This window comes from Paenibacillus sp. J31TS4, from assembly GCF_018403265.1.
Classification (GTDB): domain Bacteria; phylum Bacillota; class Bacilli; order Paenibacillales; family NBRC-103111; genus J31TS4.
Map to the genome: position 1 here is coordinate 213,431 of NZ_BOSI01000002.1, position 16,300 is coordinate 229,730.

Genomic DNA, 16,300 nt, shown 5'->3' on the forward strand with positions numbered 1-16,300 from the left:
TTGGTGTTTTGCACCGACATTTGATAAAATGAGTGTCACAGTTAGAGAGAACATCGGAGGTGCTGGAGAATGGGGCCTAACAAACCGAAGATACGGAGAATGCCTTTGCTTCCGTTGCGGGGTCTGTTGGTTTACCCCAGCATGGTGCTCCATTTGGATGTAGGGCGGGAGAAGTCCGTCAAAGCATTGGAGAAAGCCATGGTGGATGACAGCCTGATCCTCCTCTGTTCGCAGTCAGAAGTGAATTTGGAGGAACCGGCCAAGGAAGATATTTATACGATCGGAACGGTTTCGAAGGTTAGACAGATGCTGAAGCTGCCGAACGGCACGATCCGCGTCCTCGTGGAGGGGGTCGTCCGGGCGGAGATCCAGGAATATGTCTCTACGGGAGACTATTTTGAGGTGACGCTGAAGGAACTGCCGGAGCAGATGATTCCCGATCCCGAGATAGATGCGTTAATGCGGACCGTGCTGAACCAGTTCGAGCATTATATCAACCTGTCCAAAAAGGTGACGCCGGAGACGCTGGCGGCGGTGTCGGACATTGAAGAGCCGGGGCGGCTCGCCGACGTCATCTGCAGCCACTTGTCGCTCAAGATCAAGGACAAACAGGAGATTCTCGAGACAATCAACGTGCGTGCGCGTCTTGAGAAGCTGCTGGACATTCTCAACAATGAGCGAGAGGTGCTGGAGCTCGAGCGCAAGATTAGCCAGCGCGTCAAGAAGCAGATGGAGAAGACGCAGAAGGAATATTACCTGCGCGAGCAGATGAAGGCTATCCAGAAGGAGCTTGGCGACAAGGAAGGCCGTGCCGGCGAGGTCGAGGAGCTCCGCGCCCAGATGGAGGAGGCGGAGCTGCCCGAGAAGGTGCGCGAGAAGGTGGAGAAGGAGATCGACCGTCTGGAGAAGATGCCGGCCTCCTCCGCCGAAGGCGGCGTTATCCGCACGTATATCGACTGGCTGCTCGCGCTGCCATGGTCCAAGAAGACCGAGGACGATCTCGATCTGGCTAGGGCGGAGGAGATCCTGAACGAGGACCATTACGGTCTCGAGAAGCCCAAGGAGCGTGTGCTGGAATACCTGGCCGTGCAGAACTTGGTCAAGAAGATGAAAGGGCCGATCCTGTGCCTGGTCGGGCCTCCCGGCGTCGGCAAGACGTCGATCGCCCGTTCTATCGCCCGTTCGCTCGGCCGGGAGTTCATTCGCGTCTCCCTCGGGGGCGTCCGGGACGAAGCCGAGATTCGGGGGCACCGCCGTACCTATGTGGGTGCTATGCCGGGCCGGATCATCCAGGGCATGAAATCGGCTGGGACGGCTAACCCGATCTTCCTGCTCGATGAGATCGACAAGATGGCGATGGACTTCCGCGGCGATCCGTCCGCAGCCCTCCTCGAGGTGCTGGATCCTGAGCAGAACGAGACGTTCAGCGACCACTACATCGAGATTCCGTTCGATCTGTCGAACGTCATGTTCGTTACGACGGCGAACGTCGCGCAGAACATTCCGCGTCCGCTGATGGACCGGATGGAGATGCTGTACATTCCGGGCTACACCGAGCTCGAGAAGCTGCAGATCGCCCGGAACTATCTACTGCCCAAGCAGGAGCGGGAGCACGGGCTGCAGGAGGACCAGCTCGCCGTGGACGACGCGGCGCTCATGACGATTGTCCGGGAATATACGCGGGAGTCGGGCGTCCGGAATCTAGAGCAGCAGATGGCGAGCCTCTGCCGCAAATCCGCCAAGCGAATCGTCTCCAAGACCGACGAACGGGTCGTTGTGACGCCGGACAACGTCAAGGATTTCCTTGGGCCGGCCAAGTTCCGTTACGGCATGGCGGAAGAGGCTGACCAGATCGGCGCCGTCACGGGGCTGGCCTGGACGGAGGTCGGCGGAGACACGCTCGTCATCGAGGTCAGCATCATGCCGGGCAGCGGCAAGCTGACGCTCACGGGCAAGCTGGGAGACGTCATGAAGGAATCGGCGCAGGCTGCGTTCAGCTACACGCGTTCGCGGGTCAAGGAGCTCGATATTGCGCCGGACTTTCATGAGAAGAACGACATTCATATCCATATTCCCGAGGGAGCCATTCCGAAGGACGGTCCGTCGGCAGGCATTACGATGGCTACGGCTCTTATCTCGGCGCTGACGAACATTCCGGTCAACCGCCATGTCGCCATGACCGGCGAGATTACGCTGAGAGGCCGGGTGCTTCCGATCGGAGGTCTCAAGGAGAAGTCGCTGGCCGCCCACCGGGCGGGCATCAAGACGATCCTGCTTCCGAAGGACAATGAAAAGGATATTCAGGAAATCCCGGATAGCGTCAGAAGCGAGATGACGTTCATTCCGGTCTCGCATATGGATCAAGTACTCGAGCACGCCCTCATCCGGCCGGCGCTCGTGCAGAAGCAGGTGTAACGAAACATGAAGGTCAACCAGGCTGAATTCGTCATCAGCGCGGTCGGACCGGGCCAGTACCCCCAGGATGCCTTGCCGGAGATCGCTCTGGCAGGGCGTTCCAATGTGGGGAAGTCCTCGCTCATCAACCGGATGATCGGGCGCAAGAACTTGGCGCGGACCAGCTCCAAACCGGGCAAGACGCAGACGCTCAACTATTATAAGATTAACCAGGACTTATATTTCGTCGATTTGCCGGGCTACGGCTATGCCCAAGTCTCCAAGACGCAGCGGGCGACCTGGGGCAAATTCATCGAGCAGTATTTGACCAAGCGGCAGGAGCTGAAGCTCGTGCTGCTCATCGTCGATCTGCGGCATCCGCCGTCCCGGGACGACCAGGCGATGTACGATTGGCTGCAGCACATCGGGATGCCGCTATGCGTCGTCGCGACCAAGGCGGACAAGCTGTCCCGCGGCCAATGGCAGAAGCATCTCAAGATCGTGAAGGAGACGCTCGAGCTCCGCAAGGAGGACAAGCTCATTATGTTCTCCTCCGAGCTCGGACTCGGCATGGACGAGCTGTGGGCATTCATCGAGGAGCAGGCCGGCCTTGCGGGCGCCGGAGAAATCGAAGCCGCTTCCGGGAATGGGAAGCCGCAAGCAGAGGGATAATGGGGAAGTCAGAGCGGAGACACGTTCAAGCATGTCAAGCATGCGATCATTGAAGCGGGAGCGGCATTGGCCGAGCCCGCTTCTTTGACTTTACTCGGCACAGGGGAAGGGGATCGAAGTTACGGCAAAAGGGGATGGCGGCCGCCTAGGCAGTACCCGGCGATGAGCAGTCCGAGGCTCCCAGGGCACTCTGGCACCCGAAATGAAAAACCGGAAGGAGAAGCGGTATCCTTGAAATAAAGCTTCCGTAAAGCGGGCTAGCTGGCATTCTTTCCGGATTTCCATGAATTTTCAAAAAAAACGACGGAATCCCGAGACTCGGCCGGCAGGAATATTCGTTCCGAATGTAGTATACTTATAGTTATATAAGGTTTTATGCTGTGAAATTAAAGAATCGAGGGATTTTTATGGCTCAAAGGTTAGCGACCGAATACGTCAAGACCTGCCTAGAATTGTCCGAAGCCGAAATGTCCGAGTTTATCCGTCTGTTCCGGGATCACAAGGCGACCCTGCAAGTGATGGTTTTGGAAAACGGCAGCCAAAATGTAGTGCTCCTCGATGATGCCACCGGCGAAGAAGTCGTTCTGACGTTCGAGCGGAAGCCGAACGGGTACACCTGTATCGGTTCCTGCAAGCTGTGCAGTCCGAATCTTGCCAACCTGATGCGCAAAGCCGTATCGAAATTTAAAGGGAATGCCGTCGTCAACCGGGTTTATTCCGGTTACACCATGGTTTATTACTACGAGCGTGGCGTTGTCGTCAAGATCGTGGAGCGGAGAGGAACCCATCAGAAGGTCATTTACGAGCACAGAGATACACTCGGGACCTTGGAACGTCTCTTTGAGAAGAAGGAAGTGGAGCGTGAAATTGCCGGCCTGTACCGGGACGTCAATCATCTGCTAGACCTGCGCAACGAATCGCCTGAGCCGGCCGTTCGGGAGCAGATCGACACGAAACTCCGAGCTTTATCTCACCGTCTGTTTGTGCTGGAGGCGTAAGCCAAAACCGCTGCTCTTATATCGTTGTCGGAAAAGCCCATCGGGGCTTTTCTTGTTTTAGAGGGAGATTCGCCCGAACCAGAAAAATAACAGTTGCATTTATGGTCAGGAGATGGTATTTTTAACTTCGTTGAAAACTTTATAGGAACCAGGATTCACTCAGGACATTGTATGTTGCGAGAGATTATTCCCTCGAGAAGTGAATGACGTAGGTCCTAGCGGATGAAATCAAACAATTTTATTCCTAGGAAGGGGGAACCGAAAGGTGGAATACTCTACTTTCGGAAGACACGTTGCCGTTGATACATGGGGAGTCGATTTTGATCTCCTGAACAACGCGGATTGGTTGCAAGCTCAGATGGTTGAGGCAGCGGAAGTTTGCGGCGCAACGGTCATGTCAGTGCAATCCAAGCAATTCGAACCACAAGGTGCGACCGTTCTGGTGCTCTTGTCGGAAAGTCATCTTTCCATCCACACGTATCCTGAGAAGGGATTTGCCGCACTCGATTGCTACACCTGCGGCGAAACGGTAGATCCTCAACTGGCGATCGACCATATGATTTCGGTTCTTAAGCCGAATGTGGTTCACGCCAAAAAACTTGTTCGCGGACTTGGAGAATTGAAAGTGGAAACACCAGCTATCCAGCTAGGCGAATTAGTGAACAAATAAGAATTGATATACAAGCACTTGGCCATGGAGCAATCCATGGCATTTCTTTTTGTCCCGACGCCGGTCCATGCCCAGCCGGCTGTTCTCGCGAATGGATGACGGTTCAGGACGGGAATGGATAGTGGGTTCCCTGGGTAAGCTAAGGGAAGCTGTGGAAATGCTGGAAGTCCCTTATTTTTCATTCATAATATTTTCAAAACTTCGGGGGCGGGCCCCCCGTTCGGGTTGGTCAGTTGTGGTATAATAATCATTGTGCAATCAGAGTTAACGGACTTACAAGGAAAGGCAGGTGTACCCGTGCATATCATAGCGGTTGGCTTGAACTATCGGACGGCTCCGGTCGAAATCCGCGAGAAATTCGCTTTCGCGAAGGACGAGCTCCCGGACGCCCTGCGCAAGTTGAAGGAAACCAAGAGCATACTGGAATGCGTGGTTGTGGGCACCTGTAACCGGACCGAGATTTATGCTGTAGTCGACCGGATGTACCCATGCGGGCATTACATCCGTGATTTTATTGAGAAGTGGTTCGGCGTGTCCCGCCGGGAATTCAATCATCATTTGTATGTGAAGGAAGACGAGGATGCGATCCGTCATCTGTTCCGCGTGACTGGCGGGCTGGACTCGATGATTATTGGCGAGACGCAAATTCTGGGACAGGTGCGCGACGCGTTCCTGCTCGCCCAGGAGAACGGCGCGACCGGCATCCTGTTCAATACGCTGTTCAAGCAGGCGATCACCTTCGCCAAGCGCGCCCATTCCGAGACGACGATCGGCGAGACGCCGGTATCGGTGAGCTACGCGGCCGTTGAGCTGGGCAAGCGGATCTTCGGCTCGTTCGCGGGCAAGACGGTTCTGATCATCGGCGCGGGCAAGATGAGCGAGCTGACTGCGAAGCATCTTCATGCGAACGGTGCGGCAGAGGTCATCGTCGCGAACCGGTCCTATGGGCGGGCGTCCGATCTGGCCGAGAAATTCCAGGGGCGGGCGACGACGTTCGATTGCCTGCTGGACGGCCTGAAAGAAGCCGACATCGTGATCAGCTCGACCGGAGCCTCGGGGTACGTGCTGAAGCGCGAGCAGGTCGAGAGCGTGCTGCAGGGACGCAAGTCCCGTCCGCTCTTCATGATCGATATCGCCGTGCCGCGCGATCTGGATCCGGCGATCAGCGAGCTGTCCAATGTGTTCCTCTACGATATCGACGACCTGCAGTCGATTGTGGCCACCAACCTGGAAGAACGCAAGCGGGAGGCAGTCAAGATCGATGCGATGATCGGACAAGAAATAGATGCTTACAACACCTGGTATCGTACGCTCGGCGTCAGCCCGGTGATCAGTGCTCTGCAGAAGAAGGGCAACCAGATTCACCAGGAGACGATGGACAGCCTGCTCAAGAAGCTGCCGGATCTCGACGAGCGCGAGATCAAGGTCATCCGCAAGCTGACCAAGAGCATCGTCAACCAGATGATGCGTGATCCGATTCTCCGGATCAAGGAGATGGCGGCCGAGCGCAAGGGAGACGAGGCGCTCGCCTTGTTTACGGATCTGTTCGCTCTCGAAGCGCTGCTCGAGGAAGAAGAGGCGGGCGAATCGGCCAAGCCAGCGGCGGGCGCCGGAACGCCGGCTGCTGCAGCTGAGACGAAGCGTCCCGCATTCGGTCTGACGCTCAAGGAAGCGTTGGCCGGCTCCTGATTCTTCTCTAAATTCGCATCATGTTCCCGGCCTCCGCTCGAAGCCGCGTTCCGAGGCTGGATTAGCCTTATGGGAGGGCAGGAGGTTGTATGCTGACACAAACCTGGATCTATGATGCCATACTGTATATATACGCCCTGAGCCTCCTGTTTTACTTCTCCGACTTCGCCTCCGCGAACCGGAGCGCCAAACGGATAGGTACAGGGCTGCTTGTTTTTGTATGGATTCTCCAAACGGCGTTTTTCGTGATGCAGCTCGGCAGCCTGAGGTCGTTTTCGGCATACGAGACGCTGTTCTTTTATTCCTGGATGCTGGTCACCGTCTCGCTGCTTGTCAGCCGGTTCGCCCGCATCGAGCTGTTCGTATTTTTCGTCAATCTGGTCGGCTTCGCCGTCCTGGCGCTCAACTTTTTCAGCAAACCGGGGGCAGTGCCGACTCTGGAGGGCTGGCATATTACGGATGAGCTGCTGTTCATTCACGTCAGCCTGGCGATCGCGAGCTACACGGCGTTCTTGGCGGCCGCTATCTTCTCGGGCATGTACCTGTTTCTTCACCGCAAACTGAAGGACAAGAAGTGGGGAGGCCGCATGAAGCGGCTGCCGAGTCTCGAAACGATGGACCAGTACGCGTGGACGACGGTGCTGACCGGCTTTCCGCTGCTGATGCTTGCGCTTGCGCTGGGCCTCGCCTGGCTGGTCCTGCAGGGAAGCGACCATCTGCTGCTCGATCCCAAAGTGCTGAGCTCGCTCGTTCTGCTCGCCGTGTACGCAGCGGTCATCGTCAGCCGGAGCGCCTTTCAGGCGTCCCGGCAGACGCTCGCCAAGTGGATCCTGGCCGCGTTCGTGCTCGTGCTGATCAACTTCCTGCTGTCCAATTGGCTATCCGGCTTTCATCAATGGATATGGATGTGACGCGCATGCCGAGGTATTATCCTATTATGGCCGACCTGGAGGGAGTTCCCTGCCTGGTCGTGGGAGGCGGGACGATCGCCGAACGCAAGCTGTCCGGCCTCCTGGAATGCGGAGCGGCCGTAACGGTCGTGGCGCCGGAGTGGACGGACGGCATCGAAGCGTGGCGTCAGCAGGGCGAGGTGGAGCTGCGGGCCAAGCGCTACGCTCCCGGCGATCTGGCGGATGCCGCGCTCGTGTTCGCCGCCACCGATTCCCGCGAGGTGAACCGGATGGTTTGCGAGCAGGCGGAAGCGGAGGGGCGCTGGGCGAGCAATGCGGCCGAGCCCGAATCCGGCCGTTTTGTTGTCCCGGCGTCCTTGCGCCGCGGCAAGCTTCTGCTGGCCGTTTCGACTTCCGGTGCGAGTCCGGGCCTTGCCGCACAGATCCGTGACGAGCTGGCCGCCTCTTACGGGGACGAATACGAGGCGATGCTGGAGTTTCTCGAGGCGTTCCGGCAGGAGATGAAGCACCGCCTGCCCGACGAGCGTGCCCGCCGGGCATGGGCTCGGCGTCTCCTTACAGCGGATCTGCCCGCAGTTGTCCGCTCCGGCGGCTGGGAGACGTTCTGCCGGGCCCGCCTGGCGGAGCTGCGGCAGGATCCGGCGTACCGTCACGAGCCGCCCGCCGGAAGCGACAAGTAGAGAAATAGAGAAATAGAGAGATAGAGAAGAGGAGGCAGCTGCATGCGTACTATAGTTATCGGATCCCGCCAAAGCGCCCTGGCGCTGACGCAGACGGGACAGGTGATCGCTCAGCTCGAAGCGATTTGCGAGCGGGAGGGGCTCCCTTTCCGATTCGAAATCAAGAAGATCGTCACCCGGGGAGATCGGATTCTGGACGTCACCCTTTCCAAAGTGGGAGGCAAGGGCCTCTTCGTCAAGGAGATTGAGCAGGCGATGCTCGACGGGGAAATCGACATGGCCGTACATAGCATGAAGGACGTGCCGTCCATGCGGCAGCCGGGGCTCATCATCGGGGCGATTCCGAAGCGCGTGGATCCCCGTGACTGCCTCATCTCGCGCGGCGGGCTCGGGCTGGACGAGCTGCCCGAAGGGGCCAAGGTCGGCACGAGCAGCTTGCGCCGCTCGGCGCAGTTGAAAGCCTGCCGTCCGGATTTGGACATCCAGTGGATCCGCGGCAACATCGACTCGCGCATCCGGAAACTCGAGACGGAGGGCTTCGACGCCATCCTGCTCGCGGCTGCCGGCCTGATCCGGATGGGCTGGGAGGACCGCATCAGCCGGTATCTGCCGATAGAGATCAGCCTGCCCGCCGTCGGCCAGGGGGCACTCGCCATCGAATGCCGGTCGGCGGATGAGGAGCTGCTTCAGCTGCTCAGCCTGTATAACGACCTGGATACCCATCTGGCCGTTCGGGCCGAGAGAGGGTTCCTAGCGCGGCTTAACGGCGGCTGCCAGATTCCGATCGGCGCCTACGCGATCATCAAGGAGAGAACGGGCGACCGCGCGGAGATCGAGCTGACGGGTCTTGTCGGCGACCCCGAGACCGGAGACGTGCTGAAGCGTACCATAACTGGCAGCGATCCCGACCAGCTCGGCTACGACCTGGCCGACCGGCTGATTGCCGAGGGCGCCGAGGAGATGCTGGCCAAGGTTCGGGAAGAGTAACAAAGTTCAGGAAGAGTAACATGGTTCGGGAAGTGTAACAAGTTCGGGGAAGAGGAACACGAGCAATCGGAGCGGAGTCCAGGAGAGAAGAGGAGAGGAAGACGGATGGGGAAAGGGAAAGTCTATCTCGTCGGAGCCGGTCCCGGCGATGCCAAGCTGATCACCGTAAGAGGACTGGAAGCGATTCGCAAGGCCGATGCGGTGGTCTATGACCGGCTTGCCAATCCCATGCTGCTGAAGCATATGAAGCCCGGCGCCGAGCGAATCTATGTAGGCAAGTTGCCGGACCGCCACACGCTGCGCCAGGAGGTGATCAGCCGGATGCTGGTCGATCTCGCGCTCGAAGGCAAGACGGTCACCCGCTTAAAGGGGGGAGACCCCAGCGTCTTCGGGCGTGTGGGAGAGGAGGCCGAGCTCCTCGCAGAGCACGGCATTCCCTTCGAACTGGTGCCCGGCATCACCTCGGCAATCGCCGTGCCCGCTTACGCGGGAATCCCCGTCACACATCGGGACTTTACCTCTTCGCTCGCCATTGTGACCGGGCACGAATGCCCCAAAGCCGATTCCTCGATCGATTGGGGCAAGCTCTCGACGGCAACCGGGACGCTGATCTTCCTCATGGGCGTCTCGAACGTCAAGGAGATCCGGGACGTGCTGATCGCAAACGGTAAGCCGTCCACTACGCCGGTGGCTGCGATCCGCTGGGGGACGACGCCGGAGCAGGAGACGCTGGTCGGCACGCTGGAGACGATCGTCGGCCAGGTCGAGCAAACGGGCTTCCGCTCGCCGGCGGTTATCATTGTCGGCGACGTCGTCCGCCTACGGGAGAAGCTGGCGTGGTTCGAGCGCAAGCCGCTATTCGGCAAGCGCATCGTCGTCACGCGGGCGCGGAGCCAGGCCAGCGAGCTGGCCGACAGGATCGAGGAGCTCGGCGGCGAAGCGCTCGAGCTGCCGGTCATCCGGCTGCAGCCGCCGTCCGATCCGGCGCGGGCCGCCAAGCTGGACGAGGCGATCAAGTCGGCCGCAAGCTACGACTGGCTCATCTTCACCAGCGTCAACGGCGTGGACTTCTTCTTCGAACGGATGAAGGAGCTGCGCGTCGATATTCGGGCGCTGGGCGGCGCTCAGCTCGCAGCCGTCGGTCCGAAGACGGCGGAGGCACTCGCCGCCCGGGGGCTGTACGCGGACGCGCTCCCGGCATCGTTCCAGCAGGAGGGGCTTGCGGACGCGCTGCTCGGCCGGATGGCGGCCGGACAGCGGGTGCTGTTTCCGCGAGCGAACCTCGCCCGGGACGTGCTGACCGCCGAGCTGAGAGCCCGGGGGATCGAGGTGACGGAGGTGGACGCCTACGAGAATGTGCTCGAGGACAGCCACGGCTCCGAGCTGCTGGACCGGCTCCGGAGCGGCGAGGTGCACATGGTCACCTTCGCCAGCTCGTCGACCGTCCGCAATCTGCTGCAGCTGCTCCGGCAGGCGGGATCCGCCGACCCGGCCGCGGAGCTGGCCGGGACGGAGATTGTCTGCATCGGGCCCGTCACCGCCCAGACCGCCAGAGAGGCGGGGCTGCCGGTCCACCGGATGGCAAAGGAATCGACGATCGACGCCATGGTGGAGGCGATGCTCGCCCCTGACGCCCCGGCCTATGCCGAGGAGCAGGCGATAGACTAAGCCTAGACGGCGGCCGATGCCCTCAGCCCTCGCAGGATGCTAGAATACCGGGCTGGCCGGTTCCCGCACGAGGAACCGGCCGCCCGAACGATACCCATCACGCAACAAGCTAGGAGGATGCAACATGAGCTTTCCCATCGTTCGCAATCGCCGTCTCCGGAGCTCCGCTGCCCTGCGCAGCATGGTCCGCGAGACTTCGCTCGCCCCGCAGGATCTGATCTACCCGGTGTTTGTCACCTACGGGTCGGACTGCAAGAATGAAATCCCATCGATGCCCGGCATCTACCAATATTCGCTGGACCGTCTGAAGGAAGAGATTGACGAGGTTGTCGAGCTCGGCATCCGCGCCGTTCTTCCATTCGGCGTTCCGGAGACCAAGGACGCGGTCGGCTCGTCCGCTTACGACGACGAGGGCATCATCCAGCAGGCGATCCGCAGCATCAAGGAGTGGTATCCCGACCTGCTGGTTGTCGCGGATACGTGCCTGTGCGAATATACCGACCACGGCCATTGCGGGATTGTGCATCACGATCCGGCGCTTGGCCGGACCGACGTACGCAACGACGAGTCGCTCGAGCTGCTGGCCCGCACTGCCGTTTCGCAAGCCAAGGCAGGGGCCGACATCATTGCCCCCTCGAACATGATGGACGGCTTCGTGCAGGCTATTCGCTCCGCTTTGGACGAAGCCGGCTTCGAGAACGTGCCGATCATGTCCTACTCGGTTAAGTACGCTTCGGCGTATTACGGGCCGTTCCGGGACGCAGCGCAGTCGACGCCACAATTCGGCGACCGCAAGACGTACCAGATGGACCCGGCCAACGTCCGGGAAGCGCTGCGCGAGGCCGAGAGCGACGTCATCGAAGGCGCCGATTTTCTGATGGTTAAACCTGCGCTGGCTTACCTAGATGTGCTGCGGGTGCTGAAGGACAACTTCGACCTGCCGCTCGTGGCGTACAACGTCAGCGGCGAGTATTCCATGATCAAGGCCGCCGCGATTCAAGGCTGGATCGACGAGAAGGCAATCGTTATGGAGACGCTGCTCGGGTTCAAACGGGCCGGCGCAGACATCATCATCACCTATTTTGCCAAGGACGCGGTTCGCTATTTGAGGGAGTCCGTCTAATCGTAAGTAACGGCCGACACACAAATAAGCAGCCGATCGGATTCGATCGGCTGCTTTGCTGCATAGAACGGGCTTATTCCTGCTCCCAGGTGTCGACCCGGTCGTCCTGCGCGTACAGAATACGGGTCGGCTTGACCTCCAGCAGCACATAATCGGGATCGTCGGGACCTTCAAAATATTTGCGGAACAGCTCGTCGCTCCAGAATCTCTGTTTGAGCGAGGGGTCGTCCGAGACGCGGGCGGTTCCTTCCAGCTCCAGCACCGGAGACGTCCAAGTGCCGTCGTAGCCGGCGACCAGGGAGACGTGGGGATTGGCCTCCAGCTCGTCCACCTTGTGGGATTTGCGGTCGGTCGCCATATACAGGGTCATGCCGTCCTGAAACAGCATCATATAACGCACCTTCGGCTTGTTGCCCTCGATTGTCGCGAAGGCGCACGCCTGATTGCTCCGCACCGCTTCTTGAATTTTGGTTTCCAGCTCTTGACGGGTCAAGACAAGCACCATCCTTTCGCAAACTAAAAATAGGGTCGGCCCCGTCCGGGGGACGCGGCGCTCCGTCTGTCTACTTTACCCTCGGCCATCCTGCTTGAATCCAGCCGGCGGGGAGGCGGCGGCGGGCAGGAGAAGAGCATTCGGGCCCCTGCCCTAGTTTGCCGGGCACGGCCGTTTGTCATACTTTTGTCGGAAAGCAGCTCGCCCCGCGAGTTGTTCCCCCCCGGCAAATAGGGCATAATGAGAGGTAGCAGTTACAGGGAAAAGAGGATAATGATGAGGGAAAACGTGACGTTTCTGAAAGCGTGCCGGAAGGAGCCCGTCGACCACCTCCCGGTATGGTACATGCGCCAGGCGGGGCGCTACGATCCGGATTATCGGAAAATCAAGGAATCCTACAGCCTGCTGGAAATCTGCCAGCAGCCGGAGCTCGCCGCCGAGGTGACGATGATGCCGGTACGCAAGCTCGGCGTTGACGCGGCGATTCTGTATTCGGATATTATGAATCCGGTCGCCTCGATCGGCATTGACTTCGACATCGTCAAGAATGTCGGGCCGGTTATCGACAACCCGATTCGCAGCAAGCAGGATGTCGACCGGCTGCGGCCGATGGACGTGGAGGGCGATCTGCCCCATATTCTGGAGACGATTCGCATTCTGGACCGCGAGCTGACCGTGCCGCTGATTACGTTCGCCGGCGCTCCGTTCACGATTGCGAGCTATCTCATCGAGGGACGGCCCTCGAAGAGCTATATCCGGACTAAGGAAATGATGTACGGCGAGCCGGAAACTTGGTTCGCCCTGATGGACAAGCTGGGCGATATGGTCATTACCTATCTGCGTGCCCAGATCGCCAACGGCGCAGACGCCATCCAGCTGTTCGACAGCTGGGTAGGCGCGCTGTCGCGGGCGGACTTCACGAAGTACGTACTCCCGACGATCGAGCGCATCTTCCGCGGCATCGAGGACCTGCCGCAGGCGAAGATCTATTTTCCGGGCGTCAGCTCGGGCGAGCTGCTCTCGCTGCTTGGCGGTGTCAAGGCCGACATCATCGGACTGGATTGGCGGGTGCCGATTCCTGAGGGGCGCCGTCGTTTGGACAAGCGCTTCGGCGTGCAGGGCAACCTCGATCCTTACGTGCTCACCGCTCCGATGGAGGTTATCAAGGAGCAGGCGAAGGCGATCCTGGACGAAGGGCTGCAGGAGCCAGGCTATATCTTCAACCTCGGCCACGGCCTGTTCCCGGAGGCGTCGCTTGACAAGCTGAAGGAACTGACGGAGTTCGTCCATTCTTACTCGGCGGACGTGCTCGCTACCCAACGGAAGGAAGTGAAGGCGAATGGCTAAGCGGCAAATCGGCGTACTGGTGATGTCGTACGGCACACCGGAGAGCCTGGATACGATCGAAGCCTACTATACCCATATTCGCCGCGGCAATCCGCCGAGCCCGGAGCAGCTCGAGGAGCTGAAAGCCCGGTATGAAGCGATCGTGGGCGGGTTCTTCCCGCTCCGCGAGAACACGAACCGTCAGGTGGCGGCACTCGAGGAAGAGCTGAATCGCGACGGGGGCGAAGTGGAGTATCGGTGCTACCAGGGCTTGAAGCATGCGTCCCCGTTCATCGAGGACGGCGTGGAGCAGATGGTCAAGGACGGCATTGGGGAGGCGGTCGGCGTCGTGCTGGCGCCGCATTACTCCTCAATGAGCGTAGGCGGCTACATCAAGCGCGCTCAGGAGAAAGCAGACGAGACAGGGCTGCGCATCTCCTTCGTGGAGAGCTATCACCTGCACCCGAAACTGCTTGAGGCGCTCAGCGTCCGCGTGGAAAATGCGCTCAAGAAGTTCGAGGGTGTGGACAAAAACGACGTCAGGGTCATCTTCAGCGCACACAGCCTGCCCGCCAGAATTGTCGAGATGGGCGATCCGTACCCTGATCAGCTGCTGGAGACTTCCCGTGCGATCGCCGAGCAGGTAGGAATCACGAACTGGCAGTTCGGCTGGCAGAGCGCCGGCCAGACGTCGGTGCCTTGGCTCGGGCCGGACATTCTCGATACGCTTGAGACGGTTAAGAAGGAAGAGCAGGTGGAGAACGTGCTCGTCAGCCCGATCGGCTTTGTCTCCGATCATCTGGAAGTGCTCTACGATCTGGATATCGAGGCGCAGCAGAAGGCCAAGGAGCTCGGCATCCATCTGGAACGGACGGAGTCGCTGAACACCGATCCGCTGTATATGCAGACGCTGGCGGATGTTGTTCGCCGTCAGGCCGAAGCGAACTAAACACCGCGAGTAAGGAAACGGAACCTGCCCAAGCCCTCCAGCGATCAACCGCCCGATGGCCCGGGCGGTTCCGGTTTTGTCGTTCGTCCGCCGGAACTCCCGCTAGAGAGGCAGGGACCGAAGGTACCCACCGGACCGGAATCAGCCGACTTGGCCGTCTGAAGAGGCGGTTTGAGCGGGATAGGGACGGAGGATGGAGCACAGGGACGAACGGCGCCCGGAATACGGAAGAGCGCCTGCCGGGAGGCAGTGCGACTAGTCTTGAAGAGAGATAGGTGAACCCAGTTGGAGAACAATCGGAAACGGCGCGACGAGCGCTCGGCGGCGGCTTTTGCCGAAGCCAAGAAGTATATTCCGGGCGGGGTGAACAGCCCGGTCCGCGCGTTCAAATCGGTCGGGCTGACGCCCGCTTTCCTCAAGCGGGGAGAAGGCGCCCGCGTCTATGACATCGACGGCAACGTTTTTCTCGATTATATCGGCTCGTGGGGCCCGCTCATTCTCGGTCACGCGCATCCCGAGGTCGTTGAAGCGATCAAGCAAACCGCCGAGCTCGGCACGAGCTTCGGCGCGCCGACCGAGCTCGAGACCGAGATGGCCAAGCTCGTATGCGAGCGGATGCCGTCGGTCGACATCGTCCGGATGGTGAACAGCGGTACGGAGGCGACGATGAGCGCTCTCCGGCTGGCGCGCGGCTACACGAAGCGCAGCCTGATTCTGAAATTCGAAGGCAGCTATCACGGTCACGCGGATTCGCTGCTTATCAAGGCGGGATCGGGCGTGGCCACTCTCGGCCTGCCGGACAGCCCCGGGGTGCCGGAGAGCGTCGCCAAGAATACGATCACGGTTCCTTACAACGATCTTGAAGCGGTGAAGACGGTGTTCGAGAAGTTCGGCGAGCAGCTCGCTGCCGTCATCGTCGAGCCGGTCGCCGGCAACATGGGCGTCGTGCCTCCGCTGCCCGGTTTTCTGGAAGGGCTGCGCGAGCTGACGACCCGTTACGGCACGCTGCTCATCTTCGACGAGGTGATGACCGGCTTCCGTGTCGGCTACAACAGTGCGCAGGGCCGTTTCGGCGTCACTCCTGACTTAACCTGCATGGGCAAGGTGATCGGTGGCGGTCTGCCCGTCGGCGCTTATGGCGGCAAGCGGGAGATCATGGAGAACATCGCGCCGACCGGCCCAATCTACCAAGCGGGGACGTTGTCCGGCAATCCGCTGGCGATGGCGGCCGGCTACACGACGCTCAAGCTGATGACACCTGAGAAGTACGAGCAGCTGGAAGCAAGAGGGGCGCGGCTCGAGGCGGGTCTCCGCAAAAACGCGGAGGAGCTGGGCGTTCCGAGCACGATCAACCGGGTCGGCTCGATGGTGTGCCCGTTCTTCACCGCCGAGCGCGTCATCAACTTCGATACGGCCAGAACGTCCGATCTGAACAGGTTCGTCAAATACTTCGGCAACCTGCTGGACGAAGGCGTCTCGGTCGCTCCGTCGCAATTCGAGGGGATGTTCATCTCGACCGCGCACACCGAGGCGGACATCGACGAGACGATCGGCGCGCATTATGAGGCGCTGAAGCGGCTGTAGAAGGCAATACCGCCCTGGCAGGAGCGCGCTCCGTCCAGGGAGGCGTCGCCTGTGCGCGGAAGGAGGCCCCGCAGCCTTTCCCGTGCCGGCAGCCGAGCTGTGGACCGCTTGCGGGGTGGCCGGCATCACGGCGGCCGGCGCTCCGCGAACCATTAA

The 16,300-nt window shown here is 60.1% G+C and carries 14 protein-coding genes; 13 read left to right on the plus strand and 1 reads right to left on the minus strand.

Going from position 1 to position 16,300, the window contains the following annotated elements; translation table 11 throughout:
* Window positions 1–69 precede the first annotated feature (69 nt).
* The 10 genes from lon to hemB all read left to right on the plus strand — a co-directional run bounded on the left by lon (window position 70) and on the right by hemB (window position 11,792).
* On the plus strand, window positions 70–2,415 hold the full coding sequence (gene lon / locus KJS47_RS11850) for an endopeptidase La (RefSeq protein WP_213525263.1): 2,346 nt from the start codon (window positions 70–72) through the stop codon (window positions 2,413–2,415).
* Between the two features lie 6 nt (window positions 2,416–2,421).
* Complete coding sequence (gene yihA / locus KJS47_RS11855) at window positions 2,422–3,066, plus strand: ribosome biogenesis GTP-binding protein YihA/YsxC (RefSeq protein WP_213525264.1); 645 nt, start codon at window positions 2,422–2,424, stop codon at window positions 3,064–3,066.
* 407 nt (window positions 3,067–3,473) lie between these two features.
* Window positions 3,474–4,064, plus strand: coding sequence for a non-ribosomal peptide synthetase module (locus KJS47_RS11860; RefSeq protein ID WP_213525265.1), 591 nt, complete (start codon window positions 3,474–3,476; stop codon window positions 4,062–4,064).
* A gap of 265 nt (window positions 4,065–4,329) precedes the next feature.
* Window positions 4,330–4,734: an adenosylmethionine decarboxylase gene (gene speD, locus KJS47_RS11865; protein WP_213525266.1), complete on the plus strand. Its 405-nt coding sequence runs from the start codon at window positions 4,330–4,332 to the stop codon at window positions 4,732–4,734.
* A 297-nt stretch (window positions 4,735–5,031) separates the two neighbouring features.
* The gene (hemA, locus tag KJS47_RS11870; RefSeq protein WP_213525267.1) at window positions 5,032–6,423 is read left to right on the plus strand and encodes a glutamyl-tRNA reductase; all 1,392 of its coding nucleotides are present in this window, start codon (window positions 5,032–5,034) and stop codon (window positions 6,421–6,423) included.
* Between the two features lie 89 nt (window positions 6,424–6,512).
* Window positions 6,513–7,334, plus strand: coding sequence for a cytochrome C assembly family protein (locus KJS47_RS11875; RefSeq protein WP_213525268.1), 822 nt, complete (start codon window positions 6,513–6,515; stop codon window positions 7,332–7,334).
* A gap of 5 nt (window positions 7,335–7,339) precedes the next feature.
* Window positions 7,340–8,014, plus strand: a complete 675-nt coding sequence (locus KJS47_RS11880) for a precorrin-2 dehydrogenase/sirohydrochlorin ferrochelatase family protein (protein ID WP_213525269.1) — start codon at window positions 7,340–7,342, stop codon at window positions 8,012–8,014.
* Between the two features lie 42 nt (window positions 8,015–8,056).
* The gene (gene hemC, locus KJS47_RS11885) at window positions 8,057–9,001 is read left to right on the plus strand and encodes a hydroxymethylbilane synthase (protein ID WP_213525270.1); all 945 of its coding nucleotides are present in this window, start codon (window positions 8,057–8,059) and stop codon (window positions 8,999–9,001) included.
* A 105-nt stretch (window positions 9,002–9,106) separates the two neighbouring features.
* Window positions 9,107–10,669: a uroporphyrinogen-III C-methyltransferase gene (gene cobA / locus KJS47_RS11890; protein ID WP_213525271.1), complete on the plus strand. Its 1,563-nt coding sequence runs from the start codon at window positions 9,107–9,109 to the stop codon at window positions 10,667–10,669.
* Between the two features lie 124 nt (window positions 10,670–10,793).
* Window positions 10,794–11,792 carry a porphobilinogen synthase gene (hemB, locus tag KJS47_RS11895; protein WP_213525272.1) on the plus strand — a complete coding sequence of 333 codons (999 nt, stop codon included), beginning with the start codon at window positions 10,794–10,796 and terminating at the stop codon, window positions 11,790–11,792.
* Window positions 11,793–11,865: 73 nt separating this feature from the next.
* Here hemB and KJS47_RS11900 read toward each other — a convergent pair whose 3' ends face one another.
* The gene (locus tag KJS47_RS11900) at window positions 11,866–12,285 is read right to left on the minus strand and encodes a pyridoxamine 5'-phosphate oxidase family protein (RefSeq protein ID WP_249716328.1); all 420 of its coding nucleotides are present in this window, start codon (window positions 12,283–12,285) and stop codon (window positions 11,866–11,868) included.
* A gap of 276 nt (window positions 12,286–12,561) precedes the next feature.
* Here KJS47_RS11900 and hemE point away from each other — a divergent pair, with 276 nt between their 5' ends.
* The 3 genes from hemE to hemL all read left to right on the plus strand — a co-directional run bounded on the left by hemE (window position 12,562) and on the right by hemL (window position 16,144).
* Window positions 12,562–13,632 carry a uroporphyrinogen decarboxylase gene (hemE, locus tag KJS47_RS11905; protein ID WP_213525838.1) on the plus strand — a complete coding sequence of 357 codons (1,071 nt, stop codon included), beginning with the start codon at window positions 12,562–12,564 and terminating at the stop codon, window positions 13,630–13,632.
* Complete coding sequence (hemH, locus tag KJS47_RS11910; protein ID WP_213525274.1) at window positions 13,625–14,560, plus strand: ferrochelatase; 936 nt, start codon at window positions 13,625–13,627, stop codon at window positions 14,558–14,560. The genes hemE and hemH overlap by 8 nt, the downstream gene beginning before the upstream one ends.
* 285 nt (window positions 14,561–14,845) lie before the next feature.
* Entirely contained in the window at window positions 14,846–16,144 is a 1,299-nt protein-coding gene (gene hemL, locus KJS47_RS11915; protein ID WP_213525275.1) for a glutamate-1-semialdehyde 2,1-aminomutase, read from the plus strand.
* The last annotated feature ends 156 nt before the right edge of the window (window positions 16,145–16,300 follow it).